Source organism: Nocardioides sp. YR527, from assembly GCF_900101045.1.
Taxonomy (GTDB): domain Bacteria; phylum Actinomycetota; class Actinomycetes; order Propionibacteriales; family Nocardioidaceae; genus Nocardioides.
In genome coordinates this window covers 100,433-125,819 of sequence record NZ_FNFN01000010.1, presented here as the reverse complement: position 1 = coordinate 125,819, position 25,387 = coordinate 100,433, and the positions used below count along the sequence as shown (strand labels likewise).

The window sequence follows — 25,387 nt, the reverse complement described above, 5'->3', positions numbered from 1 at the left end:
GTTGTCGTGACAAGCCAACCGATCGGCTCCGTCTGGGATCAGTCCAGATTCTGGCACCGGTGTCCACGATCTGACAGAAACCTGTCGTCCCGGGGGCCAGAACGCGGGCGATGTGAGGAACGGGCTCTCAGAGTCGTCGGACGCGGAGCACGCAGGTCACCATCGGAAGGGTGAACTCGCCCGCCGTCTCCGCTCTGGTGGCGAGGTAGCTCCGGATGCCGGAAAGGGCGGACGTCCGCTCGGCCTCGGGCATGACCAGCATCCCGGCCCTGGTGCCGAGCGTCGCCACGAGCGAGTCGGCCGTGCGGCGCTGGCCGTGCGGGAACCCGCGCTGCTCCGGGGAGCCGAACCGGGCCGGGGCGGTCGTCGTCGGCAGATGCAGGGCCGCGGTCTCGGTACGCCAGCTCGCGGGTGTGTCCCGGGGCCCGATCGCGGCGGGGCCGCTGACCCGGGCCAGCTCGGCCACCCAGTCCACGTCGTCGTCCAACGTGTTCCACAACCCGGCGAGCACGCCGCCGGGTGCCAGCACCCTGGCGATCTCGGGTCCGGCGACCGCCATGTCGAACCAGTGCATCGCGTTGCCGGCCACGACCGCGTCGACCGACGCGTCCGGGAGGGGAATCGACTCGGCGCTCCCCGGCAGCGCCACGATCTTCGGGAGCCCTCGCCGCAGCTCGCCGAGCATCTCCGGATCGGGTTCGACGGCCGTGACGTCGGCGCCCACCGCTGCGAGGGTCGCGGTCAGCTTGCCCGTGCCGGCGCCGAGGTCGAGGACCCGCGTCCCGGGGGCCGGGTGGAGAGCCCATCGGACGGCGTCGTGGGCGTAGTCGGGGCGATGTGCTGCGTACGCCGTCGCGGCCGTGCCGAAGGAGGACGCGTGCAGGTGCCGGGTGTCGGGGTCCATGCGTTCAACCCTCGGACCGCTCGCCACAGCTGACAACTCGATCGCCAGAACTGACGTCTCGGCCGACGTAGCCGACGTCTCGGCCTCAGGACCAGTGGCGGCGGATGACGGCGGTGACGTCGAAGGGGTCGGTGCCGCGCTGGGCAGTGAGGACGCCGGCGCCCTCGGGGGAACCGGTGTAGAGCAGGCCGGAGCCGCCGACCCAGTGCTCCCAGGCGGCGTGGAACGCCTTCGCGTCGGCGGCGCGACGGCCGAGGGCGACGGGGACCGCGTGCCAGGCCTCGGCGTTCGCGGCGTGCCTGCCCGAGACTCCCAGCCGCAGCCTCTCCAGGGCGTCCAGGTCACCGACGACCGGACGCGCGACCAGGTAGCGGGGCGCGGCGATCGGTGCCAGGGCCTCCTCGAGCGAGGCGGCGAAGAGCGCCGACTCCTCCTCGGGAACCCCGGCCAGATGCAGCCGGTAGCTGCCATCGGTGTCCACCGCGATCTCGAGCCCGGCGGCGCCGACCGAGGTCTGTCCGGTCGTGTTCAGCGCGTCGGCGACCGCCGCCCCGACCGCCCCGACCGTCGGGCGCCGGCGAAGCTGGGAGGCGATCCGGGTGCCATCCCGATAGACGTACGCGACCCACAGCGCCCACAACCCGCCGACCAGCCCACCGACCGCCCCCGCGATCCCGCCGGCGGCACCGAAGGCGAGCGCCAGGACCAGCCCGATGCTGAGCAGCGCCGCAGGCGCGAGGACGGCCTTGGCCGGGAGGTGCCACTCCGGCACCCGGCCCTCCAGCAGCCGGAACGCAGGTGGCCGGGGAGCGAGCACGGCCCCCGACGGCATGCGCAGCACGCCCGCCCGGCGGAGCCGGATCCTGACCGTGCGGCCGGCGATGTCGGCGTACGGCTCCCCGATCCGCCACCGCTCCCGGATCGCCGTGCGATCCTCCGAACGCGCGACCATGCGGGCGTTGACCGTGTCGAAGCCGGACTCCGGCGGGGCGGCGTACGGGGAGAAGGACTCGTCGATGTGGCCGACGCCGTCGACGACGGAGCCGTCCTCGTCCGCACCGAAGAAGCCGGTGTGCTTGCGGACCAGGCGCTTCCAGTCGTTGTCGCCGCGAGGGTGCTCCTCCTCGACGCAGACGACCGTCCAGTTGACCGCGACCTTGTCGGGCCGCCCCGGATCCGTACGCAGCGACCGGCCACGCAGCTGCACGACCGCCGTCGTGGTCGTGGCCGCGGTGAGGTCGACGATTCCGGTCACCGAGCGGGCGTCCCAGCCCTCGCCGAGCAGGCCGCGCGTCCCGACCAGGATCCGGCACCCGCCGGCTTCGAAGAACCGGGTCACGTGCCCGACCCACTGCCGGCTTCCCCAGCGCCCCACGAGGGTGGCGTACGCCTCCTCCTTCTCGACCGCCAGGCCCTCGGCCAGAACAGGGTCGGCCTCGGCGATGTGCGCCAACAGCGCGGCCAGGGTCGCCGGCGGCCCGGCGACGGTGGCGCCGGTGACCAGCAGGACGTCGTCGTGATCCCTGCAGAGGGTGGCGAGCACCGCCCGCGCGGAGCCGGACTGCTCGGCGATGACCCCGCGCAGGTCGACCGGCAATGTCGCCGAGGCCCGCTCGTGGTCGGTGACGACGAGCAGTCGCAGCGAGTCACCGTGCGCGAGGCGCTCGTGGTCGACGATGGCGGCGGTCGCCGTGGTCTTGGTCTCGGAGCGTGCCAGCACCCGGTCGACGGGCGAGCGGCCGGCCCGGATGCCGCGCCGGGTCAGCGAGTAGCCGACGGCCGGCAGTGCCTGCTTGATCGCTGCCAGCGCCTCTTGGTCGGCCTCTGACTCGGACGAGGTCAGGTGACCGCGTACCCAGTCACCGATCAGCGCCACCCAGTCCTCGGCCGAGGGATCCCGACGGTGCGCCTCGGTCAGGGTCGCCCCCTCGGGCAGGGCGAGCAGCCCGCGATGGTGCGCCCGCAGCGCCGCCGTGGTCACGTCGGGCATCGCCTTCGCGAGCTCGGCCCAGGACGGAGCCCCTTCCGCCCGGGACACGAACCGCCGGTCCAGCCAGGCCAGGAACGGCACGCTGCCCAGATCGGCCGAGGTCAGCGCGGTGAGCAGCTCCTCGAACCGCTCCGCGCTCCCCCGCAGCCAATCCCGCTCGCTCGGCGTCGGCGCGGTCAGCCAGACCAGGTCCGCGAACGGCGCCAGGTCGCCCTCGCGCACCACGGCCGGGATCGAGGTCGAGAAGACGATCTCGCCGAACAGCAACCCGACCAGCGCGGACTCCTCCTTGGTCAGCGCCTCGGGTGGAGTCGCGGTCAGCCCCAGCACCCGCGCGTCCGGCAGCAGCAGGAGGATCTCGCCGAGCAGCTCGCCCCAGACCTCGAGCAGGTGGTGGCACTCGTCCAGCACGAGCAGCAGCGGCCCGGCCGTACGCAACGCCGAGACCAGTGCCCGGCCGTTGTCGTGCAGCCTCGCCAGGTGGCTCTCCCCGGTCTCCGCCTCGTCGTCGGGGTCACCGAAGACCGCGACCGACTGGTAGGTCAGTGACGTCAGCGGCGCGTGCAGATCCCGCGACGAGGACGCCTCCAGACCCAGCGAGGCCGCCTGGCGCAGCCACTGCCCCTGGATGGCCGTGTTGGGGCTGAGCACGACGACCTTCGCCCCGTCCGCGATCGCGTCGCGTGCCGTCTCCAGTCCGACGAGCGTCTTCCCGGCCCCTGGAGGCAGCACCACCCACGCCCGCGTACGCCCCGCGTCCCAGGCCTCCCCCAGAGCGGCGAGCGCACGCTGCTGATGGACCCGGAGCTTCATTCCACGAAGCCTAGCCAGCGCCGAGAAGTCAGCCGCGTCGTCCGAGGCGTCAGGTACGTCGGTCGAGTGGGCACCACCGTGCCCACTCGACCGACCTGAGTGACGTCTCGGCAGGCTTGCTAGGCCGCGGTGGCGAACGCCGCCTCGGACTCCGGGTTGCGCGCTACCGAGCGGCGGGCGAGGGAGAAGGCGATCGCGCCGAGGACCGAGGTGACCACCATGGTGATCGCCAGCGGCACCGCGGTGTGCTCGCCCGCGACGGCACCGAGCGGCGAGGCGAGGCCGCCGCCGAGGAACATGATCCCGCCCATCAGCGCCGATCCGGCGCCGACAGAGGGCCGCGCCTGCTCGATGGCGAGCGCACCGGTGTTGCCCATGATCAGCCCGACGCAGGTGGTGACGACCAGGATCGGCAGCAGGATGAGCACCTTCGGGACCGGCAGCACGGCGACCACCAGCACGAGCAGCGCACCAGCAGCCAGCACCGGCTGCGCCGACCGGATGATCCGCGCCGGGTGCACCTGCCGCTTGGCCAGCCGCGCCGAGACGAGCCCGGCGACGGTGAGGAAGGCGGCGTTGACGGCGAAGCCGATGCCGTACACGGCCGCCGACGTGCCGATCACCGACTGGTAGAGGAACGACGAGGAGGAGACGTACGTCATCAGGGTGGCGAACGTGAGCGACTGCGTCAGCGTGTAGCCGAGGAAGGCGGGCTTGGCGAGGAGGCGGCCGAGGTCGGCGTACTCGACCCGGGGGCTCCGCCGCTCGGCCGGGAGCGACTCCCGGATGACCACGACCACAACGACGACCTGCAGAACGGCGATCGCGGCGACGATGCCGAGCACCCCGCGCCACGGCACGAACCCGGCGATCGCGCCACCGATCACCGGGGCCAGGATCGGCGCGATCCCGCTGATCGACATCATGATCGACATCGCCCGAGCGGCCGCGAAGCCGTGGAGCACGTCGGCCACGATCGCCCGCGCCATCACGATCCCCGCCGCGGCGGCGAGCGCCTGGACGAAGCGGGCCGCGATCAGCAGCTCGACGGTGGGCGCCAGCGCGGCCAGCACCCCGGCCACCGCGGCCACGACCGAACCGATCAGCAGCGGCTTGAGCCGCCCGAAGCGGTCCGAGATCGGCCCCCAGGCGATCTGCCCGAGCGCGAGCCCGATCAGAAAGGCGGTGAGGGTCAGCGGCACATTGCTCGCCGCGGCGCCGAGGTCGGTGCCGATCTGCGGGAAGGAGGGTAGGTAGAAGTCGATCGCCAGCGGCGCGGATGCCGAGAGCAGGGCGAGGGCGAGCAAGAGCCGCGGCGGGACTGACGTCACCGAGTGAACCTCCGGAGAGCTTGGTTGAAGAAGACAACCAACCGAACGTCGTCGTCCCGCCGGGCATTCCTCACCAGAGCGTGATGGACCTCTCGAAGATCCCGGTCAGATCCTCCGCCGACGGCTGCTTCGGCGCGGTGGCGAGCAGCCGCTGCTGCTTGAGCGCCCCCTCGACCAGATCGGGGATGTCGGCAGCGACGTAGCCGACCTCGCCGATCCCGGCCGGGATCCCGATGTCCCGCATCAGGTCGCTCAGCACCCGGGGCAGTACGTCACGCGGTTGCTCCTTCGACTCGTCGAAGCCGGGAGCCAGCAGCCGGGCCGCCCGGAGGTGGCGCTCGGGAGCGGCGTCGAAGGTGTAGCGGAAGGCCTCCGGAGCGGTCAGCGAGACCGCCATCCCGTGCGGCACCATCGCCTCGTCCCCGGGGTAGTCCGCCGGGTGGAAGTCCCGCACCCGCCCGGCGATCGGGTAGGCGCACGCGTGCGGGATGTGTACGCCGGCGTTGCCGAAGCCCAGGCCGGCGAAGGTCGCCGCGAACGCCATGTCACCGCGCGCGAGGGTGTCGTCTCCGTGCGCGACGGCCTGCCGGAACGAGCCGGCCAGCAGCGAGAGCCCCTTCTCCGACCACATGTCGGAGATCGGGTTCGCGCCGCAGTAAGGGACGCGCTGCGAAGGCTCCTTGCGGTCGTAGGAGGTGTAGGGGCGGGCCGTGTAGCTCTCCAGCGCGTGACACAGGATGTCCATCCCGGACGCGGCGGTCACCCCGGCGGGCTGGGTCATCATCAGGTCCGGGTCGACGACGGCCAGCGTGGGCCGCAGGCGCGCGTGCGAGATCCCGGTCTTCACCTTCAGCGACAGCACGTCGAGCACGCACACGGTCGTCGACTCCGCGCCGGTCCCGGTCGTGGTCGGCACCGCGACCAGCGGCAGCAGCGGCTTCGCCGGGGCGAGCCCACGGCCCACCGGCGCGTTCAGGTAGTCCTCCAGCGAACCGTCGTTGGTGGTCAGCAGGTTGACCGCCTTGGCGGTGTCGATGCTCGACCCTCCCCCGACGGCCACGACGGCGTCGAACGGCCCGTTCTCGCGGGCGAACTCGACCGCGGCCAGCATGCTCTCGTCGGTGGGCTCGACATGGACGCCGTCGAAGACGACCGCCGTGACGTCGTACGCCTTCATCTGCTCGGCAACCCGCTGCGGCAGTCCGGTCGCGGAGATGCCGGGATCGGTCACCACCAGGGCGCGGCGGGCGCCCAGCGAGGCGAGGTCGTAGCCGATCTCGGCCGATGCGCCGGTGCCGAACTTGAGCTGCGGGGAGCCATAGGTGAACACGGTCTCAGGTGTGGCGTGCGTCATGAGCGCACGATATCGACCGCCTCCCATCCGGATCATCGGTCGGAGTGCTCAAAGGTCTCGTGAGACACCCGTGGTCTTAAGTCATGTATTTCACTAGACTTTATTCAGATCAAGCCGACGCCGTCAGAGGAGACCACGAATGACCATCACCGAAGCATCCCCCGTCAACGAGCTGACCGTCCACAAGGTGGGTGGCCGGATCGGCGCCCGCATCGACGGCGTGACCCTCTCCGGCGACCTCCCCGCCGAGACGATCGCCGAGATCCGGTCCGCCGTCCTGGAGAACAAGGTCGTCTTCTTCCGCGGCCAGGACCACCTCGACGACCGCGCGCAGATCGCGTTCGGTGAGCGCCTGGGGCCGCTGACGACGGCCCACCCGACCGTGAACACCGGCAGCGCCCGCGTCCTGACCCTCAAGGCCAACCGCGGCATGGCCGCCAACTCCTGGCACACCGACGTCACCTTCGTCGACCGGCCGCCGGCGTTCTCGATCCTCCGCGGCGCGGAGATCCCCGAGTACGGCGGCAACACCGTCTGGGCCAACACCGTCACCGCCTACGAGCGGCTCCACCCCCAGCTCAAGGCGCTCGTCGACAACCTGTGGGCTATCCACTCCAACGACTACGACTACGTACGCCCCGACCAGGCCGATTCCACCGACGACGTGGCCGCGCGCAAGCGCGAGGAGTTCGTCTCCACGATCTACCGGACCGAGCACCCGGCGGTCCGGATCCACCCCGAGACCGGCGAGCGCGCGCTCGTCCTGGGCCACTTCGTCAAGCACTTCAGCGGCCTGAACCAGAAGGAGAGCGCGACCCTCTTCAACCTCCTCCAGGACCGGGTCACCGCCCTGGAGAACACCGTCCGCTGGCACTGGCAGCGGGGCGACGTCGCGATCTGGGACAACCGCGCCACCCAGCACTACGCCGTCGCCGACTTCGACGAGCTGCCGCGCGAGGTGCGCCGCATCACCGTCCAGGGTGACGTTCCCGTCTCGATCGAGGGTGAGCACAGCCGGGTGATCGAGGGCTCCGCCGAGGTCTACAACCGCCTCGACGAGCTGATCTCCTGACAGACGTACGTCCGGGAGGTCAGTCGATGGTGAAGCTGACCTTCCGGGCGACGACGTCGGCCGTCTCGAGCCGCACCTCGACCTCCTCGCCGAGCGGGAGGGCCGTCGTGCCGGTGGCCCGGGCCTCGATGGCGGGCTCCTCGACCGTGATCGAGCCCTTCTGCTTGTCCTCGTCGTCGACCTCGACGACCACCGCGGCGAACCTCTCCCCGACCCGCTGGGACAGCAACCCGGCCTCGACCAGGTCGACGACGCCGCGCTCGTAGGCACCGCTGGTGCGCGAGGAGGCGCGCATGGTCTCCGGGAGGGTGGTGAATGCGCTGGTCACCCAGTCGGGTACCGGCTGGTCGGCACAGAGCGCCAGGCAGACCTCGCCGGCGTAGCGGTCGATCAGCCGGCGCAGCGGCGCCGTCACGTGCATGTACTCGTTGGCCAGCGCCGAGTGCTCGGTCAGCTCGGGGAGCTCACCGTTGAAGGAGGCGTACCCGCTCCCGCGCAGCAGCCGGGTGCACGCGATCGCCATCGCGGCGTGCTTGCCGTTCCTGCCGTCCAGGGAGCGGATGAAGTCGGGGTAGAGCATCTCCGCGGGCCACTCCAGGCCGAGCGCGCGAGCCGTGCGGTGCAGCCGCTGGACGTCTCGGGGGTCGGGCTCGGGCAGGGTCCGCAGCAGCCCGACCCGGGCGTAGACCATCAGGTCCGCGGCGGCGAAGCCGGTGAGCAGCGAGATCTGGGCGTTCCAGTCCTCGACGGGCAGCAGGTCGCGGTACTCCAACGACCACCGATCGCCCTCGACCGAGATCTCCTGGTCGCGCAGCGGCAGGTTGACCCCGCCGCGGGCCGCCTCCAGGGCGATCCGCTTCTCGCCGATCTCCTTGAGCAGCTCGAGGGAGTCGGCGTAGTCGGCATCACCGAAGCCCTCACCGTCGAACATCTTCTGCACGCCCTCGTAGGAGAGCTTGGCCCGCGACCTGACCAGCGCCCGCTCGACGACGGTGTCGGTTCCCTCGCCGGTCGCGTCGAGCTTGTGGGTCCACAGCAGGGCGGGACGTACCTGGTCCGGGAGCAGCGAGGCGGCGCCCTCGGAGAGCACCTTGGGGTGGAGCGGGATCTTCGCGTCGGCGGCGTAGAGCGACTCGCCGCGCCTGTTGGCCTCGATGTCGACCGGGTCGCCGGGCGCCACGAAGGCGGCCACGTCGGCGATCGCGTAGTGCACCACGTAGCCGTCGCCGTCGCGCTCCAGGTGGAGCGCCTGGTCGAGGTCCATCGACGTCTCGGGGTCGATCGTGACGAACGGCAGGTCGGTGCGGTCCAGCTCCGGGAGCCTGGGGTCGGCCGCGGCGGCGGCCGCCGCCTCCTCCACCTCCGGCGGGAACTCGGCGCTCACCCCCAGCTCGGCCTGGAGCGCGGCGATCCCGTCTCGGAGCGTGGTGGCGGCGACACCGCTATCGGCCCTGGCCACCCGGATGATGCGTGCGGAACCCATGGCCGGAATGCTAATGGCTATTTCTTCTTCTTCGAGTCCTTCGATGCCTTGTACGCCTTGTGAAGCGCCGCCGCCTCCTTGCTGAACGCCTTCGGGTTTCCCTTGAACGCACCGAACTGGCCGTTCAGCTCCTTCGTGGACCCGTTACCGGACTTCGCCGCCCTGTCGATCTTCCTCAGTAGCTTGCGCTGCGTGGCGGTCAACGACCGCTTCGCCCGGAGGCGTTCCGACCGCGCCCTGGACTTCTTCGAGAGGTCCTGCATCAGCCAGATCACGCCGAGGACGATGATCACGACAAGGATGCCGGAAACGCCTGTGGAGGACGTCGGTTCGGCAGCCAGAACGATCATCCCTGGAATGTAGGCTCACGCGTTCCCCCAGGTCACGGGCACTTTGGAAGATACCCAATCCTCGATTCGGCCATCCTGGTCCCGGGCGGCACGATAGTCCCTGTGCTGATCCTGCTGCCGCCCTCGGAGGGCAAGACCGCGGCCGTACGCGGCAACCCGCTCGCGCTCGACTCGCTCTCGCTCCCCGTCCTGACCCCGGCCCGCGCCAAGGTCATCGACGCACTCGTCGAGCTCTGCGCCACGCGCCCCGACGAGGCAGTCGACATCCTCGGCATCCCGAAGACCCAGCCCGAGCTCGTCACCTTGAACGCCGGACTGAACGATGCCCCCACCGCGCGTGCCGACCGGATCTACACCGGCGTCCTCTACGACGCCCTCTCCCCCGCCACCCTGTCGCCGGCCGCCAAGCGCCGCGCGACCAGCCGGGTCATGGTGACCAGCTCCGTGTTCGGCCTCGTCGGCCTCGCCGACCGCATCCCCGCGTACCGTCTCTCGGGCGACACCACCCTCCCCGGCATCGGCGGCATCCAGTCCCACTGGCGCGCTCACCTCGGCGCCGGCATCACCGAGGCCCTCGGCGACGGCCTGCTCGTGGACCTCCGGTCCGGGACGTACGCAGCCTTCTGGCGCCCCGAGGAGGTCGCCGCCCGCACCGCCACCGTCCGCGTCCTCCACGAGCACAACGGCCAGCGCAAGGTAGTCAGCCACTTCAACAAGGCCACCAAGGGCCGCCTCGTCCGAGCCCTCCTCGAGTCCGGCGCCAACCCCCGCACCCCCGCCAAGCTCGCCGACGCCTTCCGCGACCTCGGCTGGACCGTCGAGGAGAGCGCCCCGACGAAGACGGGCACCCAGCTGGACGTAGTCGTCACCGAGATCTGAGCCCAGCTCACCGTCCTCGTCGGTCGAGCCGCGGGGCCGCCCGTCACTCGAGCCGCCAAACCGCCCGTCGGTCGAGCCCGCCAAACCGCCCGTCGGTCGAGCCCGCGGGGCCGCCCGTCGGTCGAGCCGCCGGAGCCGCTAGGCGTAGGCGTGTCGAGACCAACACAGTCGCCGTCGGCGAAACTGTCGGTGGTCGCGCCCAGAATCGGGCCATGCCCTACACGTACATCCTCCGCTGCCGCGATCACATGCTCTACGTCGGAAGCACCTACGACCTGGAGAGACGCATCGCCGAGCACAACGCCGGCCTCGGTGCAGAGTTCACGGTCCGACGACTGCCGGTCAGGTTGGCATACGCCGAGGAACACCAGACGATCGACGACGCCTACCGACGCGAGAAACAGATCCAAGGATGGAGCCGGGCCAAACGCGAAGCCTTGATCGCCGGTGACTTCGAACGGCTTCACGACCTATCTCGCAGGCGTGGCAAACGAGCACCATAGGCGACTGTGTTGGTCTCGACACGCCTCCGCCTAGCGGCTCCGGCGGCTCGACCAGCGGATCACCGTCGGTCGAGCCGCGAGCGCCAGCGAGCGTGTCGAGACCAACACAGTCGCTTTCGCGCGTTGATCCGCGACCCGACCAGGTCAGAAGGTGCCAGCGGCGAAGGGGTCGCGGGAGACGGGGAGGCCGTTGAAGAGGCGCATGGAGGCGCGGTCGTCGGCGAAGAAGGAGATGACCGTGACGGAGGCGGGCGAGAGCTCCATGCTGAAGACTCCGCCGATCGGGGCTCCCAGTGCGTGAGCGACGATCAGCTTGATCGGTGACACGTGCGAGGTGACCACGACGGTCTCGCCGGCGCGCTCCTCGAGCACGCGGGACAGTCCCGCGAGCACGCGCTTCTGTGCGGCGTCGAACGACTCACCGCCCGGCGGCGCGACCTCGGTCGCGCCCATCCATACCCGCATCTCCTCGGGGAACTGCTCGGCGACCTCACCGAAGGTGAGCCCTTCCCACTCGCCGAACTCGATCTCCGCGAAGCCCGGCTCCTCGGTGATCCGGGCGCCCAGGACACCGGCGACGAGCTCGGCGGTCTCGACGGTGCGCAGGACCGGCGAGGTGACGACGGTCGACACGGACGCGGCGAGCGGCCGCAGCCACTCCGCGGTCAGCAGCACCTGCTCGCGGCCCTCCTGGGTCAGCGGCGGGTTGTCGCCGCCGAGACCACCGGAGAACGCCTTGGCGGCGGTGTGCTTGGTGACCCCGTGGCGTACGAGGACCAGGGTCGTCGCCGCCGCGCCGGCCCCCCAGCCACGCGCAGTCTTCTCGCTCACAGACCCGACTCGGCGGTGCGGACCAGGATGCGGGAGCACTCCTCGCAGCGCACGACCTCGTCGGCGGCGAGGCCGCGGATGCGGGAGATCTCGGCGGGGTCGAGCTGGAGGTTGCAACCGCCACAGCGGCGGGCGCGCAGCTCGGCGGCACCGACACCCATCTTGTCGCTCAGTCGCGTGTAGAGGGCGAGCAGGTCATCGGGGATACCTTCGAGCGCCGGCGTCCGCTCCTCGGCGACCCCGGCGAGCTCGCCGTCGATCTTGGAGGTCTCGACGTCGACGGAGTCGACCGCGACCGCGAGCTTCTCGCTGATCTCGGCGAGCTCGGCCTCGAGCCGGGTCACGCTCGCCTGAGCCTCCTCGAGCTGCTCCATGACCTCGAGCTCCTCGTCCTCGAGCACCGAGATCCGGCGGTCGAGGGTGGCCAGCTCGTGCTGCATGCGCTCGAGGTCCTTGGCGCTGCTGATCGCCCCCGAGTCCATCCGCTCCTGGTCGCGCCGGCGGCGGGTCTTGACCGCCTCGACGTCGGCGTCGGCCTTCTTCTGCACTCGCTCGAGGTCGTCGCGCGTGACCCGGGCGTCGCGTACGGCATCGTCGGTGGTCTTCTTCGATGCCTGCAGCTCCGCCACGACGGCGGCCTGCGGCAGATGCGCACGGCGGTGGCGGAGCTGGAGCGCACGCGAGTCCAGCTCACAGACGTCGAGCAGCTTCACCTGGGCGAACGGGTCGGCTTTCAGCGGATTCTCCTCAATTATTCACAATCGCAAAGTCCACGGGTCCGTGACGATCTGCGAGACCCGGGTCTCCACCGTATCTCCGAATGCCTCCCGAAGTCGCCTCGCCAGCACAGGGAGCCAGGTCCACTCCGCCGCCCAGTGCGGGATGTCGATCAACGCACCGCCCCTCTCGAGGAACTCCGAGGCCGGATGGTGGCGCAGATCGCTGGTCACATAGACGTCGTACGCAGCCACCTGGTCGAGCAGGAAGTCACCCGCGCCGCCGCACAGCGCCACCGAGGACACCGGCCGGTCGAGGTCGCCGGCGACCCGGATCCCGGCCGTGGTCGCGGGCAGCGCGGCCGCCACGGACTCGGCGAAGGCACCCAGCGTGGTTGGCTCGACGGTCCCCGAACGGCCCGTCCCGACCTCGGGGGACTCCCCCGGCACCAGCGGTCGCAGCGAGCTCAGTCCGAGCGCGAGCGCCAGCGACTCCGAGACGCCGCCGAGCGCCTGGTCGGCGTTGGTGTGAGCGGTGAGCAGCCCGCACCCCGCGGAGACGAGCGTCGAGAGCGTACGCCCTTTAGGGGTCGTCGGCGCGAACCCGTGCACACCCTTGAGGAAGAGCGGATGATGGACGACGACCAGGTCCGCACCCCACGCGGCCGCCTCCTCGGCGACCGGGAGGGTCGGATCGACAGCGAGAAGCACCTTCGAGACCGGCTGCGATGGCTCGCCCCACACCAGGCCGACGGCATCCCATTCGTCGGCGGTGGCGGGCGGGTACCACTCGTCGAGCAACGAGGTGACGACAGACAGCGGTGGCGGGGTCGGCATGGGGTCAACCCTAGATCCCGGGACCGGGGCCACACTCACCGGAGACGGCATACACGAAATCGAGTTCGTAACCGTACTTTTACAACCGATTCCGTACTTTTCCCCGATTCTTGTGGTGGAATGCAGCGCTAAGTGAACAATCGACTGGAGCAGCGATGACCACGACAGCTACCCCGGACCCACCCTCCGGCTCGGTAACCATCACCGGCCTGACCAAGACCTATGGCCAGGCCACGGCGGTCGACGGCCTGGATCTGGAGATCCGGGCCGGCGAGTTCATCTCGCTGCTCGGGCCCTCGGGCTGCGGCAAGACCACGACGCTACGCATGATCGCCGGCTTCGAGAAGCCCGACTCCGGCAGCATCACGATCGGTGGCAAGGACGTGATCAGGCTCGCGCCCTACCAACGCGACGTGAACACGGTCTTCCAGGCGTACGCGCTCTTCCCGCACAAGTCCGTCGCGGAGAACGTCGCCTACGGGCTGCAGCAGCGCAGGACCCCCCGGGCCGAGGTCCGCGAGCGGGTCGTCGAGGCGCTGCGGATGGTGCGGATGCTCGACTTCGCCGACCGCGGCCCGGCGCAGCTCTCCGGCGGCCAGCAGCAGCGGGTGGCGCTCGCCCGGGCGCTGGTCAACCGCCCCGGTGTCCTCCTCCTCGACGAGCCGCTGGGCGCCCTGGACCGCCAGCTGCGCGAGGAGATGCAGGTCGAGCTCAAGCTGCTCCAGTCCCGCCTCGGGATCACCTTCGTCTTCGTCACCCACGACCAAGGCGAGGCGCTCGCGATGAGCGACCGGATCGCGATCATGCGCGCCGGGCGGATCGAGCAGCTCGCCGACGCCGACACCGTCTACAACCAGCCCGCCAGCGCGTACGTCGCGGGCTTCGTCGGCCAGCAGAACTTCCTGCACGGCGAGGTCAGCGCCGACGGCACCACCGTCGAGACCCCGTCCGTGATGATCGAGGGTCCGGCGAAACCCGACGGGAAGCCAGGCGAGCCGCACCAGGCGGCCGTCCGTCCCGAGCTGATCTCGATCGAGTCCAGGAACGGGACCCACCTGACCGAGGGCCGCAACACCGTCGCCGGCGAGGTCCTCCAGGTCTCCCCCCTGGGCGAGGTCATCCAGTACCTCGTCAAGGTGACCGAAAGATCCGACCGTCTCGGGCTCCGCTTCGACCAGACCAGCCTCCTGATCCGCCGCCCCACCCACGGCGCCGCCCGTCTCGCCCCCGGCGACCAGGTCCTCTGCAGCTGGGCCGCGGAGGACGTACGTCTCTTCCCCCTCGACACCCCGTCCACCGCTAGGAGCCCACAATGAACAAGCCTGTCAACAAGAGCGGCAACGTACGCATCCTGGCCAGCCATGCCGGCGCGCGAGCGATCCGCCAGGAGCTCTCGCGGCGCCACTTCCTGAGCCTGGCAGCCCTCGCCGGGGCAGGCGTGGCGCTCAGTGCCTGCGGCACCGGTGACGGCGAGACGTCGAGCGCGGTCGAGCCGGGCGCGGGCGCGACCGGCGGACCGATGGAGAAGTCGCTGTCGATCTACACCTGGGGCGACTACGACTCCCCCGAGGTGATCGACTCCTTCGCCAAGACCGGTCCGAAGGTGACGCTCGACTCCTACGGCTCCAACGAGGAGCTGATCTCGAAGCTGGTCGCGGCCGAGGGCACCAGCGGCTACGACATCGTCGTGCCGACCGGGGTCTACATCCCGCAGCTGATCGAGAACGAGATCATCGTCCCGCTCAACAAGGACCTGATCCCCAACATGGCCAAGGTGGACCCGAAGTTCCTCGGCCAGGACTGGGACCCGGAGAACGAGTACTCGGTGTGCAAGTGCTGGGGCACCACCGGGTTCGTCTACGACACCACCCTGATCAAGCGCGACCTGGTGACCTGGAACGACTTCATCGACGCGATGCAGAACGAGGCCTCGGGCAGGACCTCGCTGCTCGACGACCCGCAGGGGGTCGCGGGCCTCTACTTCTGGGCCAACGGCATCGACTGGAACACCGAGGACATGGCCGACTACGACGCCTACGAGGCCGAGGCGGTCGAGAAGTGGGCACCGCACATCGCCGGCTTCGACTCCTACCCGGCCACCGGCGCGATGCAGCAGAACACCTTCGCGCTGATGCAGAACTGGAACGGCGACTCCCGTCTCGGCATCCTCGAGCACAAGCAGCCCGACCGCTGGAAGTGGGTCCTGCCCGGCCCGACGACCGAGCTGTGGATGGACAACTGGTGCATCCCGACCGGCGCACCGCACCCGGAGGCCGCGCACGCGTTCCTCGACTACGTGCTGGAGCCGGAGAACTCGTTCCTGGAGATGGACTACATCGGCTACAACACCGGCGCGCTCGGCATCGAGGAGATGGCCGCGGAGCGCAAGGTCGAGCTGCCCGAGATGATCTTCTTCACCGACGAGCAGCTCGCCACCATGAAGAACGGTGCCGTCAACGAGGCTCAGGACCGGCGTACGGAGGTCTACGACAAGCTGAAGGCCGCCGCCAGTGCGTGACGAGGCCCATTCCAGACGCGCGGCGAAGCGCCTTCCGGGTTTCGTCCTCGCCGTCCCGGCGTGGCTGTGGCTGACGGTCTTCTTCGTGGTGCCGTTCCTGCAGATCGCCTGGTTCAGCCTCGGTGAGAAGCCCGGGATGTTCGGCACCCACAGCAACGCGGTGATGTCGCTGGACCGCTACGCCGAGGCGTTCAGCCCGACCTTCTTCACGATCTTCCGGGCGACGCTGTGGATGAGCGTGCTGGGGACGATCGCCTGCCTGCTGATCGCGTTGCCGGCTGCGTACTTCATGGCGATGAAGGTCCCCGCGCACCGGCGCGGGCTGCTGGTCGCGCTGGTGATGGTCCCCTACTGGACCTCGTTCCTGATCCGGACGATCGGCTGGAAGGTGATCCTGTCCTCGGAGGGGGCCCTGGCCGGGTTCCTGACCGACGTCGGCCTGGTCGCCGACCCGCACGACCTGCTCAACACCCGCGGTGCGGTGCTGCTGGGTCTGATCTACAACTACCTGCCGCTGATGATCCTGCCGATGTACGTCGCCTTCGACCGCGTCGACAGCGCGCTCGGCGAGGCGTCCAAGGACCTCGGCGCCGACCGGTTGCGTACGTTCTTCCAGGTCACGCTGCCGTTGGCGCGGCCCGGCATCATCGCCGGCATCATCTTGGTCTTCATCCCGATGATGGGCGACTACGTCACCCCGGCGGTCCTCGGCGGCGCGAAGGGCACGATGGTCGGATCGCTGATCGCCAGCCAGTTCCTGACCGCGCAGAACTGGGCGCTGGGCTCGGCCATGGCGGTCGTCCTCATCCTGCTCACCATGCTCATCGTCGTCATCGCCATCGCCCTGATGTGGTGCGTGGGATGGCTCCTGCACAGACGCAGCAAGCTGGTCATCGGAACCGTCCCGCCTCCGGACACGAGGCCGCACACCCAGGAGGTGGTGACCGCATGAGCAGGCCCTCCGGCACCAATCTCGCGCTCGGCGCGTGGACCACGCTGGTCTTCCTCTTCCTGTTCGCCCCGATCATCGTGATCGGCATCTACTCCTTCAACGGCGGCCGACTGCTGACCGCCTGGGACGGCTTCAGCCTGGAGCCGTTCAAGGCGATCATCGAGCGGCCGACCGTACGTCACACCGTCGCCGTCTCCCTCCAGACCGCCGTGATCGCCGCGCTCCTGGCGTGCGCGCTCGGCACCCTGGCCGGGATGGCGACGGCACGGTTCCCGGGCCGTTGGGCGGGCCCGTTCACGCTGCTGTTGCTGCTGGTCTCGGTGACGCCCGAGATCGTCGACGGCATCGCGCTGCTCCCCTGGTTCGTGACGCTCGGGCAGGACTGGTCGCTGCTGCCGTTCAACAACGGCTACGTACGCCTCGTGATCGGGCATTCGCTCTTCGCGACCGCGGTCGTCACCTATATCGTCCGGGCGCGCCTGGTCGGGCTGGACGCGTCGTTGGAGGAGGCCTCGGCGGATCTCTATGCGCGCCCTGTCACGACCTTCTTCAAGGTCACGCTCCCGCTGGTCGGGCCGGCGGTGCTGGCCGGTGGGCTGCTGGCCTTCACGCTGAGCCTCGACAACACGGTGATCTCCTCGTTCATCAACGTCTCCGGCACGACCTCGTGGCCCGTCTACGTGCTCTCCTCGGTCCGCTCCGGTCTCAAGCCCGAGATCGCCGCGGTCTCCACGATCCTGTTGGTCCTCACGCTCCTGGTCCTCGGCCTGGTGGCGCTCGTGCTCAAGCGCTCGGGCTCCTCGGTCACCGACACCATGGCCGTCAACTGATGGCCGTCGACTGATGGGCGGTCCCGTCGTCCCGGCGGACCTGCTGCTGCGCGGTGGCCGGGTGCTGCGCTCGGGATGCTGGTCGGAGGTGACGCTCGCGGTCCAGGGTGGGCGGATCGCGGCCATCGGCGAGGACCTCGACGCCCTGGCCGGTCCTGAGACGGTGGTCGAGGAGCTCGACGGCAGGTGGGTCCTGCCCGCCTTCCACGACTCCCACGTGCACCCGATCCAGGCCGGGCTGGAGATGAACCAGTGCGACCTGACCGGTCTCTCGACGCTCGAGGGCTACCTGGACGCCATCGCGTCCTACGCCGCGGCTCACCCCGGACGCGCCTGGGTCACCGGCGGTGGCTGGTCGATGGACTCCTTCCCAGGTGGGGTGCCGAGCGCCGAGCCCCTCGACCGGCTCCTTCCCGACCGGCCGGTCTTCCTGCCCAACCGCGACCACCACTCCGCCTGGGTGAACAGCCGCGCGCTCGAGATCGCCGGCATCGATGCCCGCACGCCCGACCCCGCCGACGGGCGCATCGAGCGGGACGCCGCCGGGCGGCCCACCGGCGCGCTGCACGAGGGCGCGATGGCGCTGGTCGGCTCGCTGGTGCCGACGCCGACCTCCCGCGACCTGACCGAGGCACTGCTCACCGCGCAGCGCCATCTCAACTCCGTCGGCATCGTGGGCTGGCAGGACGCGCTGGTCGGCGAGGGTCTCGGCATGCCGGACTCGCTGCCGACCTACATCGCCGCCAACGACTCCGGCGCGCTCACCGCGAAGGTCGTCCTCGCCCAGTGGTGGGACCGCGACCGCGGCGTGGAGCAGTTGCCCGAGCTGATCTCACGCCGGGCTCTCGCCGCACAGGCGGGGCTGGACGCGGCCAGCGTGAAGCTGATGCAGGACGGCGTCTGCGAGACCCACACGGCCGCGATGCTCGACCCCTACCTCGACTCCCACGGTCACCTCACCGACAACCGCGGGCTCTCCTTCATCCCGGCCGACGCCCTGGCCGCCTACGTCGCGGCCCTGGACGCCCATGGGTTCCAGGCGCACATCCACGCGCTCGGCGACCGGGCCGTCCGCGACAGCCTGGACGCGATCGAGCACGCGCGTGCGGTCAACGGGGCCAGCGGGCTGCGGCACCATCTGGCCCACATCCAGGTCGTCTCCCGGTCCGATGTCGCCCGCTTCGCCGCGCTCGAGGTCACCGCCAACATCCAGCCGCTGTGGGCGTGCCGGGACGAGGCGGTGGAGGTGCTGACCCTGCCGTTCCTGGCACCGGCCGCGCGCGAGCAGCACTATGTGTTCGGGTCGCTGCTGCGTACGGGTGCCCGGATCGCGTGCGGGAGCGACTGGCCGGTCTCCGACCCGGCACCGCTGCTCGGCATGCACGTCGCCGTCAACCGCCGCTCCCCCGACCAGCCCGCGGACGCCGCCCCGCTGCTGCCCGAGGAGGCGCTGACGGTCGCCGAGGCCCTCGCCGGCTACACCACCGGCACGGCCCACCTGAACCGCCTGGAGGACTCCACCGGCCGGATCGAGACCGGGTACGCAGCCGACCTGGTCGTCGTCGACCACGACATCCTCGACGACGACACCACCGTCCTCGCCCGGACCCGGGTCACCCACACGTACGCAGACGGCCGCGAGGTCCACCGCCGCTGAGCGCGTGCAAGACTCGTCGGCATGATCATCTTCGGGCTCAAGGCCTACACGCGTCTGCTGGCCACGCTCTCGCTGGTCTGTCCCCACTGCCGCCAGCAGGCCGCCCATCGCCTGTTCGAGGTCGTCAACAAGTTCACCCTCTTCTTCATCCCGCTCTTCCCGGTCAGCAAGTCGCGCCGGATGGACTGCACCTACTGCGGCTACGCCTCGAAGCTGTCCAAGGAGCAGGCCGAGCAGCTCTTGGCTGGGCCGCGTCCTTCCATCGGTTGATCACCCCGTGTGGGCACGCGACTGAGCGGCCTGGGTGCCTGACTGGCTGCCGTAGGGCGGGTGGGGCCGAGTGCCTGTCCGGGTTGGGAGATTCAAAGACCAGGGTGTTTGGCCTGGGTGCCGTTCGAGTGTCTTGCGGACTTCCAGCATCGGTCTTGGTTTCGTCGGGATACCTGTCCATGTCCGGGCTTTCAGACGTACGTCGGGAGGTACGCCGCCTAGGGCTGTTGTGCGGTGGTCAAGCAGCGGTGCTGCGGGCGACGTCGCTGATTCCGCTGACGTCTGTGGTGCCGTCGGGGCCGGTGAGGAACCTGTAGCCGTTCGGGGAACGCCATCGGTAGCGGCCCGGAGCGAGGCGTTCGTAGGTCCAGCCGAGATGGGTCTTGGCGCGGTGGTGCCGTCGGCACAGGCAAGTCAGGTTCGACGTGGTGGTCTTCCCACCCTCGACATAGGGAACCCGGTGGTCGAGGTCGCAGCTCTCGGCCTTCACGCTGCAGCCGGGGAAGGCGCAGGTCTGATCGATGAGCTCGACCTGGGCCCTCAGTCGCCGGGTCGGGGTGTAGGCCTCGGTCGAGATCTCCTCGTTCAGGTCGACCACCACTACCGGCCTGACGACCACCCCGGGCATTCCGGCCCAGCGGTCGAGCTGTTCGATGGTGGCCAGCCCTCGGGTGTTGCCGATCCGGATCAGGCCGGTGGTGGCCAGGTCACGGGTGTCGGTGTGGATCTTTAGGTCGACCACCCGGCCTTTGCCGGGAAGGTCGCCACTGGCCCCGGTGGTGTAGGCGCGACCCAGGATCCCGAGCGCGGCAGCACGACGGGCATCGAGGGACAGGTCGGCGGTGGTGTCGTGGTCGAGAAGACCGTGGGCGATGGCGGCGACCGCAGCCTCGAGGTCGAGCGCGTCGGCCACATCGAGCGTCGCGGTGACCTCCGCGGTCGCGCCGGCGGCTTGGCCCTGCTCGGCGCCGACCGAGGGTAGGAACAGCGAAGGATCGGTCCCGATATCGCAGCGTCGGTAGTCGACGGCTTCCGCTGCGATCGCGGCGGTCAGGTCGGGCTCGAACAGGGCCGCGGCTTCCTTCACGGTCCGTTCCAGCTGAGCAGGACCGATCTTGTGGGCATGGGCAGCGACTTGGGTGTCGACCCAGCCCGCGACCTCCGGATCGAGGTGGCGGGTGATCTCGGCGACCCGACGGGCCCGCCACCCGGCCAACGTGCCGTCGAGGATCCTGACCCACGTGCGGGGCAGCCGCCAGGCCAGCTCGACCGCGTCGGCGAGGTACTTCCGGCCGGAGTAGGTCGAGTAGCCCAGCACCGCGGCGAACTCGATCACCGCCGCCTCCGAGATCATCGGCGCCCCCGACCCGGTCAGCATCACCGCCCGATCCCCGTAGGTGTCGACCTCCAGCACCGCTGCCTCGCCAACGGTCTCCACCACGTTCGCCGCGGCGTACTTCGCAGCGAGGATCAAGGTGTCACGGCCCGCTTGATCCTCAGCCACACGAGCCGCCCGCACTTCGGCTAACAATTCAGGCGAGGACCCGGTGTCAGCGACTGATTTCATGCATCGAATCTACCATTCTAAGCATGATTATGCATAGCCCATTCAGACCACATTTGCGCAGTTCAGAGTGCATTTTTGAACAATAAGCGAATCTCAAGAATCCACGAAAATCTGCTTTTTATGAGAGAAGATACGATCCCGTTTGAGCAGACCCCGACGTACCTCTCCAAACCCAGACAGGGACAGGTATCCCGACGAAACCCAGACCGATGCTGGAAGTCCGCAAGACACCCGTACGGCACCCAGCCCAAACACCCTGGTCTTTTAAATCTCCCAACCCGAACAGCCACTCAGCCCCACCCGCCCTACGCCACCCAGTCAGGCACCCAAGCCGCTCGGTCCCATCCGCACACGCCCCCGGCGAAATCTCAAAGCAACCTCACAGGCGGGACAGATGGTCCTCACTGACCAGGACGCCAGAGTCAGGGTCATCGCAGCAAAGCCCAACGTCAAGGAGATGACATGAGCCGCGTACCCGAACCCGAGAACACCCCTGAAGGCCCTGCCTATGAAGGTCGCCTGCTGGCCCGCCCCGAGGAGGAGGTGGTCGACCAGGGTGCCGGCTTCGACATCTCGACGCTGCTGACCCGGCGCCGGGTCCTCGGACTCGTCGGGGTAGGCGTCGGGGCCGCTGCCCTGGCCGCTTGTGGGTCCACGAGCTCGTCGAGCTCGGGGTCGACCTCCTCGGGGTCCGGCGCGGAGGGGTCGACGACGTCGACGACCTCCGACGGCGAGATCCCGCAGGAGACCAACGGCCCCTACCCGGCCGACGGGACCAACGGCACCAACGTGCTGACCGAGTCCGGGATCGTACGCAGCGACATCACCTCCAGCCTGGACGGCGGCACGACCGTCGACGGGGTGCCGCTCGAGTTCACCTTCACCGTGACGGACATGGCCAACGACAACGCGGCCTTCGAAGGCGTCGCGGTCTACCTGTGGCAGTGCGACGCCCAGGGCCAGTACTCGATGTACTCCGAGGGCGTCGAGGACGAGACGTACCTCCGCGGGGTCCAGGTCGCCGATGCGAACGGTCAGGTGACCTTCAAGACCATCGTCCCCGGCTGCTACTCCGGCCGCTGGACGCACATGCACTTCGAGGTCTACCCCGACGCCGACTCGGCGACCACCGGTGAGAACGCGATCGCGACCTCTCAGGTGGCGTTCCCCGAGGACATGCTGACCCCGATCTACGAGCTCGACACCTACGACGGCTCGGCGGACAACATGTCGCAGGTCTCGCTCGACACCGACAACGTCTTCAGCGACGGCTACGAGCTGGAGATGGGCACGTTCGAGGGCGACGCGGAGTCCGGTTACACCGGTTCGCTCGCGGTCGCCGTCGACACGACCACCGAGGCCGCCATGGGCGCCGCTCCCGGCGGCGGTGGCGGCGAGGGCGGCGCTCCGCCCCAGGGCGGCGAAGGCGGAACGCCGCCCGAGATGCCGTCCAACTGACCCGACAACCGACCAAGGAGAACACCATGTTGCAGAACCTCACGGGCTGGCACGCCCTCGTCATCCTCGCCATCATCCTGCTCGTCTTCGGCTCGGCGAAGCTGCCGGCACTGGCCCGGAGCGTCGGCCAGTCCGTACGCATCCTCAAGGACGAGACCCACGACGCCGCCGAGCCGCAGGCCGCCACGGTCGAGGCCGTGGCTGACCGCAGGGCGTCATGACCACGGCCACCGTCGCACGGGGAACCATGCCGGTCGCCGGCCACCTACGCGAGGCGAGCAGGCGTGGGATCCGGGCGGCGGTGGCGCTCCTCGTCGGTGTGGTCGTCGGCTTCTGGCTCTCCGACCAGATCCTGGAGGTCCTGCGCTCGCCGATCGAGCAGATCGCGCAGTCCCAGGACGCCAGCCTCAACTACGACACCGTCACCGGTGCCTTCGACCTCAAGCTCAAGATCGCGCTCTTCACCGGCGTGATCCTCTCCAGCCCGATCTGGCTGGCCGAGCTCTTCGCGTACGTCACCCCGGGTCTGACCCGGCGCGAGAAGAGATACACCTTCGGGTTCCTCGCCGCGGCGCTCCCGCTCTTCGCCGCCGGCTGCGCGTTCGGCTTCCTGCTCTTCCCACACATGGTCGAGATGCTCGCCGGCTTCTCCTCCACCGAGGACAGCACCATCCTCAACGCCGGCTACTACGTCGACTTCGTGATGAAGATGGTCCTCGCCATCGGGGTCGCGTTCGTGCTGCCGGTCTTCGTGGTCGTGCTCAACCTGCTCGGCCTGCTCCCCTCGAGCACGCTGCGGCGCAGCTGGCGCGCCATCGTGGTCGTCATCGTCCTGTTCAGCGCACTGGTGACACCGGCCGCGGACGTACTGTCGATGTTCCTCGTCGCCGCGCCGATGTCGGCCCTGTTCGCCGCCGCCGTCCTGATCACCCACCTCCACGACAGGCAACTGGCCAGAAAGGACCACCATGTTCGGTCTGAGCTTTGAGAAGCTGTTCCTCGTCGCGATCCTCGCCGGCCTCGTGATCGGCCCCCAGCGGCTCCCGCTCTACACCCACCGCCTTGCCGAGCTGATCCGCTCCTTCCGGAGCTTCGTGGACGCCTCCAAGGCCCGGGCGGAGACCGAGATCGGGATCTCGCGTGCGGAGCTGGAAGCCCTGGACGTACGCCAGTACGACCCGCGCCGCATCGTCCGCACCGCGCTCACGGAGAAGCCCCCGACACCGGCATCGGCGGAGGCGACCGCTGAGGCGGCTGCCGATCTGGAGGCAGAAGCGACCCGCGTACGTCCCGGGCAGAAGTACCTCGTCACCGGAGGTTCCGCTCACCCCCGCCGCATCCTGATCTCCTCGCTCCCCGAGGACGACCCTCGTCGCATCGCCGCCCACGTCCCGCCGCCGGCCGAGGACGACGAGACGGAGCGGCTCATGGCCGAGGTCAACCAGCTCCTGGTCAGTTGACCTTGCGATCGCGGTCGCCCCAGTAGGGCTCGCGGAGCTTGAACTTCTGCAGCTTCCCGGTGGCCGTGCGGGCCAGGGACTCACGGAACTCGACGACCGTCGGTGCCTTGTAGCCGGCGGCGCGCTCCTTGGACCAGGCGATCAGCTCCTCCTGGGTCGCCTCGGTCCCGGGGGCGAGGACGACGAGGGCGAGGATGGTCTCGCCCCACTTCTCGCTCGGGATGCCGATCACGGCGACCTCGGCGACCGAGGGGTGCAGGAAGAGGACGTCCTCGACCTCGGCGCTCGAGACGTTCTCGCCGCCGGTGATGATCACGTCCTTGATGCGGTCGGAGATGGTGAGGTAGCCATCGTCGCCGAGGCTGCCGCCGTCGCCGGTGTGGAACCAGCCCTCGGCCAGAGCCTTCTCGGTCTCCTCCGGCTTCTCCCAGTAGCCCTCGAGCACGACGTTGGACCGGGCCAGGACCTCCTTGTCGGGCGAGATGTCGAGGCTGACCCCGATCGCGGGCGCGCCGGCGCGGGTCAGCTTCGCGGCCCGCTCCATCGGGTCGAGGTCGTCCCACTCGGCGCGGTTGCGGTTGATGGTCAGCAGCGGCGAGGTCTCGGTGAGGCCGTAGATCTGGATGAACTCCCAGCCCAGCTCCTCCTGGACGCGCACGACCGTCTTCGTCGGCGGCGGCGCACCGGCCATGATGATCCGCACCTTGTCCCGTCCCGGGATCTCGCCCTCGGTGGCCTGCCACTGCGGAAGCGCGTCGAGCACGGCCGCGGCCACCGCGGGGGCGGCGCACATGTAGGTGACCCCCTGGTCACGTACGCGGCGCAGGATCTCCATCCCGTCGACCTTGCGCAGCACGATGTGCTTGATGCCGAGGCCGGTCGCCGCGAACGGCATCCCCCAGCCGTTGGCGTGGAACATCGGCAGCGTGTGCAGGTAGACGTCGCGGTCGTTGCAGCCCGCGTGCAGCGCGAAGGTCAGCGCGTTGGTCCAGATGTTGCGGTGGGTGATCTGCACCCCCTTGGGCCGGGCGGTGGTGCCCGAGGTGTAGTTGATCGCCGCGGTCGCGTTCTCGTCCGGCGCCCACGGCTTCGGCTCGACGCCGTCGGCGGCGTAGAGGTTGGCGTCGTCGCCGAGCACGAAACGGTGCTTGGCGGTGACGTCCTTCAGCGCCTCGTCGACCTCCGGGTCGACCCAGAGCACCGAGGCGCCGGACTGCTCCACGATGTAGGAGACCTCGTCGGGACGGAGGCGGAAGTTGACGGGCACCAGGACGCGGCCGTAGCCGGAGACGCCGTAGAAGGCGGTCAGCAGCCGCGCCGAGTTGTGGGACACGATCGCGACCCGCTCCCCCACGCCGATGCCGAGCTCGTCGAGCTTCGCCGCCATCCGCTTCGCGAGCGACTTCATCTCGGCGTACGTCACCTCCCCCAGGGAGGCTGCCGGCTGGTCGGGCTCGTCGACGATGCCCACCCGCTCGCCGTAGACGGATGCGGCGCGGTCGATGAAGTCGTTGACGCTGAACGGGACGAACACGGGCGTTACCTCCAGGTGCAAGTGGTGACCCGGATCACTGTATCGATGAGAGGTCTCTCATGGACCCCCACATCGGAC

The 25,387-nt window shown here is 69.7% G+C and carries 24 protein-coding genes; 13 read left to right on the top strand and 11 right to left on the bottom strand.

Annotated elements, in window-relative coordinates:
* Positions 1-127: 127 nt before the first annotated feature.
* The 4 genes from BLT25_RS25780 to BLT25_RS25765 form a co-directional block, all read right to left on the bottom strand.
* Positions 128-904: a class I SAM-dependent methyltransferase gene (locus tag BLT25_RS25780; RefSeq protein WP_091052157.1), complete on the bottom strand. Its 777-nt coding sequence runs from the start codon at positions 902-904 to the stop codon at positions 128-130.
* Positions 905-989: 85 nt separating this feature from the next.
* Complete coding sequence (locus tag BLT25_RS25775; RefSeq protein WP_091052155.1) at positions 990-3,707, bottom strand: DEAD/DEAH box helicase family protein; 2,718 nt, start codon at positions 3,705-3,707, stop codon at positions 990-992.
* Between the two features lie 119 nt (positions 3,708-3,826).
* Positions 3,827-5,038, bottom strand: coding sequence for a multidrug effflux MFS transporter (locus tag BLT25_RS25770; RefSeq protein WP_091052153.1), 1,212 nt, complete (start codon positions 5,036-5,038; stop codon positions 3,827-3,829).
* A gap of 70 nt (positions 5,039-5,108) precedes the next feature.
* Entirely contained in the window at positions 5,109-6,392 is a 1,284-nt protein-coding gene (locus BLT25_RS25765) for a hydroxyacid-oxoacid transhydrogenase (RefSeq protein ID WP_091052152.1), read from the bottom strand.
* Positions 6,393-6,531: 139 nt separating this feature from the next.
* On the opposite strand from BLT25_RS25765, the gene BLT25_RS25760 reads away from it, so the two are divergent.
* On the top strand, positions 6,532-7,464 hold the full coding sequence (locus BLT25_RS25760; protein ID WP_091052150.1) for a TauD/TfdA dioxygenase family protein: 933 nt from the start codon (positions 6,532-6,534) through the stop codon (positions 7,462-7,464).
* Between the two features lie 19 nt (positions 7,465-7,483).
* On the opposite strand, the gene BLT25_RS25755 is transcribed toward BLT25_RS25760, so the two are convergent.
* Complete coding sequence (locus tag BLT25_RS25755; RefSeq protein ID WP_176884280.1) at positions 7,484-8,947, bottom strand: RNB domain-containing ribonuclease; 1,464 nt, start codon at positions 8,945-8,947, stop codon at positions 7,484-7,486.
* A gap of 17 nt (positions 8,948-8,964) precedes the next feature.
* Positions 8,965-9,297 (bottom strand): hypothetical protein, encoded by a 333-nt coding sequence (locus BLT25_RS25750; RefSeq protein WP_091052148.1) that lies wholly within the window; start codon positions 9,295-9,297, stop codon positions 8,965-8,967.
* 102 nt (positions 9,298-9,399) lie between these two features.
* Between BLT25_RS25750 and yaaA the strand changes: the two genes are divergently transcribed.
* The gene (gene yaaA, locus BLT25_RS25745) at positions 9,400-10,176 is read left to right on the top strand and encodes a peroxide stress protein YaaA (protein ID WP_091052146.1); all 777 of its coding nucleotides are present in this window, start codon (positions 9,400-9,402) and stop codon (positions 10,174-10,176) included.
* A 212-nt stretch (positions 10,177-10,388) separates the two neighbouring features.
* Positions 10,389-10,679, top strand: coding sequence for a GIY-YIG nuclease family protein (locus BLT25_RS25740; protein WP_091052145.1), 291 nt, complete (start codon positions 10,389-10,391; stop codon positions 10,677-10,679).
* A 144-nt stretch (positions 10,680-10,823) separates the two neighbouring features.
* Here BLT25_RS25740 and BLT25_RS25735 read toward each other — a convergent pair whose 3' ends face one another.
* The 3 genes from BLT25_RS25735 to BLT25_RS25725 are packed head-to-tail and all read right to left on the bottom strand — an operon-like array spanning position 10,824 to position 13,063.
* The gene (locus tag BLT25_RS25735; protein WP_176884262.1) at positions 10,824-11,510 is read right to left on the bottom strand and encodes a histidine phosphatase family protein; all 687 of its coding nucleotides are present in this window, start codon (positions 11,508-11,510) and stop codon (positions 10,824-10,826) included.
* Positions 11,507-12,223 (bottom strand): zinc ribbon domain-containing protein, encoded by a 717-nt coding sequence (locus BLT25_RS25730; RefSeq protein ID WP_091052143.1) that lies wholly within the window; start codon positions 12,221-12,223, stop codon positions 11,507-11,509. Before BLT25_RS25730 ends, BLT25_RS25735 begins: the two co-directional genes overlap by 4 nt.
* A 42-nt stretch (positions 12,224-12,265) precedes the next feature.
* The gene (locus tag BLT25_RS25725) at positions 12,266-13,063 is read right to left on the bottom strand and encodes a Nif3-like dinuclear metal center hexameric protein (protein WP_091052141.1); all 798 of its coding nucleotides are present in this window, start codon (positions 13,061-13,063) and stop codon (positions 12,266-12,268) included.
* Between the two features lie 155 nt (positions 13,064-13,218).
* On the opposite strand from BLT25_RS25725, the gene BLT25_RS25720 reads away from it, so the two are divergent.
* Genes BLT25_RS25720 through BLT25_RS25695 form a run of 6 tightly spaced genes read left to right on the top strand, consistent with a single transcriptional unit; the run spans position 13,219 to position 19,290 of the window.
* On the top strand, positions 13,219-14,379 hold the full coding sequence (locus BLT25_RS25720) for an ABC transporter ATP-binding protein (RefSeq protein WP_091052139.1): 1,161 nt from the start codon (positions 13,219-13,221) through the stop codon (positions 14,377-14,379).
* A complete protein-coding gene (locus tag BLT25_RS25715) occupies positions 14,376-15,581 on the top strand; it encodes a polyamine ABC transporter substrate-binding protein (RefSeq protein WP_091052137.1) in 1,206 nt (401 codons plus the stop codon). The genes BLT25_RS25720 and BLT25_RS25715 overlap by 4 nt, the downstream gene beginning before the upstream one ends.
* Entirely contained in the window at positions 15,574-16,533 is a 960-nt protein-coding gene (locus BLT25_RS25710) for an ABC transporter permease (RefSeq protein WP_091052135.1), read from the top strand. Before BLT25_RS25715 ends, BLT25_RS25710 begins: the two co-directional genes overlap by 8 nt.
* Positions 16,530-17,363 carry an ABC transporter permease gene (locus tag BLT25_RS25705; RefSeq protein WP_091052133.1) on the top strand — a complete coding sequence of 278 codons (834 nt, stop codon included), beginning with the start codon at positions 16,530-16,532 and terminating at the stop codon, positions 17,361-17,363. Before BLT25_RS25710 ends, BLT25_RS25705 begins: the two co-directional genes overlap by 4 nt.
* Positions 17,364-17,376: 13 nt before the next feature.
* Positions 17,377-19,020, top strand: coding sequence for an amidohydrolase (locus BLT25_RS25700; RefSeq protein ID WP_091052131.1), 1,644 nt, complete (start codon positions 17,377-17,379; stop codon positions 19,018-19,020).
* A gap of 21 nt (positions 19,021-19,041) precedes the next feature.
* Positions 19,042-19,290 (top strand): zinc-ribbon domain-containing protein, encoded by a 249-nt coding sequence (locus tag BLT25_RS25695; protein ID WP_091052129.1) that lies wholly within the window; start codon positions 19,042-19,044, stop codon positions 19,288-19,290.
* Positions 19,291-19,528: 238 nt separating this feature from the next.
* On the opposite strand, the gene BLT25_RS25690 is transcribed toward BLT25_RS25695, so the two are convergent.
* Positions 19,529-20,794, bottom strand: a complete 1,266-nt coding sequence (locus BLT25_RS25690; protein ID WP_143033864.1) for an HNH endonuclease signature motif containing protein — start codon at positions 20,792-20,794, stop codon at positions 19,529-19,531.
* A 525-nt stretch (positions 20,795-21,319) separates the two neighbouring features.
* Here BLT25_RS25690 and BLT25_RS25685 point away from each other — a divergent pair.
* The 4 genes from BLT25_RS25685 to BLT25_RS25670 are packed head-to-tail and all read left to right on the top strand — an operon-like array spanning position 21,320 to position 23,775.
* The gene (locus BLT25_RS25685) at positions 21,320-22,315 is read left to right on the top strand and encodes an intradiol ring-cleavage dioxygenase (RefSeq protein WP_091052127.1); all 996 of its coding nucleotides are present in this window, start codon (positions 21,320-21,322) and stop codon (positions 22,313-22,315) included.
* A 26-nt stretch (positions 22,316-22,341) separates the two neighbouring features.
* The gene (locus BLT25_RS25680) at positions 22,342-22,536 is read left to right on the top strand and encodes a Sec-independent protein translocase subunit TatA/TatB (RefSeq protein ID WP_091052126.1); all 195 of its coding nucleotides are present in this window, start codon (positions 22,342-22,344) and stop codon (positions 22,534-22,536) included.
* Positions 22,533-23,303 carry a twin-arginine translocase subunit TatC gene (gene tatC / locus BLT25_RS25675; RefSeq protein ID WP_091052124.1) on the top strand — a complete coding sequence of 257 codons (771 nt, stop codon included), beginning with the start codon at positions 22,533-22,535 and terminating at the stop codon, positions 23,301-23,303. Before BLT25_RS25680 ends, tatC begins: the two co-directional genes overlap by 4 nt.
* The gene (locus BLT25_RS25670) at positions 23,284-23,775 is read left to right on the top strand and encodes a Sec-independent protein translocase subunit TatA/TatB (RefSeq protein WP_218131484.1); all 492 of its coding nucleotides are present in this window, start codon (positions 23,284-23,286) and stop codon (positions 23,773-23,775) included. Before tatC ends, BLT25_RS25670 begins: the two co-directional genes overlap by 20 nt.
* Here BLT25_RS25670 and BLT25_RS25665 read toward each other — a convergent pair.
* On the bottom strand, positions 23,768-25,309 hold the full coding sequence (locus BLT25_RS25665; RefSeq protein WP_091052123.1) for an AMP-binding protein: 1,542 nt from the start codon (positions 25,307-25,309) through the stop codon (positions 23,768-23,770). The genes BLT25_RS25670 and BLT25_RS25665 overlap by 8 nt on opposite strands.
* Between the last annotated feature and the right edge of the window lie 78 nt (positions 25,310-25,387).

Coding starts and splice junctions, on each gene's coding strand:
- BLT25_RS25750 (WP_091052148.1), bottom strand. CDS start 9,297: ATGATCGTTCTGGCTGCCGAACCGACGTCCTCCACAGGCGTTTCCGGC.
- BLT25_RS25670 (WP_218131484.1), top strand. CDS start 23,284: ATGTTCGGTCTGAGCTTTGAGAAGCTGTTCCTCGTCGCGATCCTCGCC.
- BLT25_RS25715 (WP_091052137.1), top strand. CDS start 14,376: ATGAACAAGCCTGTCAACAAGAGCGGCAACGTACGCATCCTGGCCAGC.
- BLT25_RS25680 (WP_091052126.1), top strand. CDS start 22,342: ATGTTGCAGAACCTCACGGGCTGGCACGCCCTCGTCATCCTCGCCATC.
- BLT25_RS25700 (WP_091052131.1), top strand. CDS start 17,377: ATGGGCGGTCCCGTCGTCCCGGCGGACCTGCTGCTGCGCGGTGGCCGG.
- tatC (WP_091052124.1), top strand. CDS start 22,533: ATGACCACGGCCACCGTCGCACGGGGAACCATGCCGGTCGCCGGCCAC.
- BLT25_RS25725 (WP_091052141.1), bottom strand. CDS start 13,063: ATGCCGACCCCGCCACCGCTGTCTGTCGTCACCTCGTTGCTCGACGAG.
- BLT25_RS25695 (WP_091052129.1), top strand. CDS start 19,042: ATGATCATCTTCGGGCTCAAGGCCTACACGCGTCTGCTGGCCACGCTC.
- BLT25_RS25775 (WP_091052155.1), bottom strand. CDS start 3,707: ATGAAGCTCCGGGTCCATCAGCAGCGTGCGCTCGCCGCTCTGGGGGAG.
- BLT25_RS25705 (WP_091052133.1), top strand. CDS start 16,530: ATGAGCAGGCCCTCCGGCACCAATCTCGCGCTCGGCGCGTGGACCACG.
- BLT25_RS25685 (WP_091052127.1), top strand. CDS start 21,320: ATGAGCCGCGTACCCGAACCCGAGAACACCCCTGAAGGCCCTGCCTAT.
- BLT25_RS25765 (WP_091052152.1), bottom strand. CDS start 6,392: ATGACGCACGCCACACCTGAGACCGTGTTCACCTATGGCTCCCCGCAG.
- BLT25_RS25755 (WP_176884280.1), bottom strand. CDS start 8,947: ATGGGTTCCGCACGCATCATCCGGGTGGCCAGGGCCGATAGCGGTGTC.
- BLT25_RS25760 (WP_091052150.1), top strand. CDS start 6,532: ATGACCATCACCGAAGCATCCCCCGTCAACGAGCTGACCGTCCACAAG.
- BLT25_RS25740 (WP_091052145.1), top strand. CDS start 10,389: ATGCCCTACACGTACATCCTCCGCTGCCGCGATCACATGCTCTACGTC.
- BLT25_RS25720 (WP_091052139.1), top strand. CDS start 13,219: ATGACCACGACAGCTACCCCGGACCCACCCTCCGGCTCGGTAACCATC.
- BLT25_RS25780 (WP_091052157.1), bottom strand. CDS start 904: ATGGACCCCGACACCCGGCACCTGCACGCGTCCTCCTTCGGCACGGCC.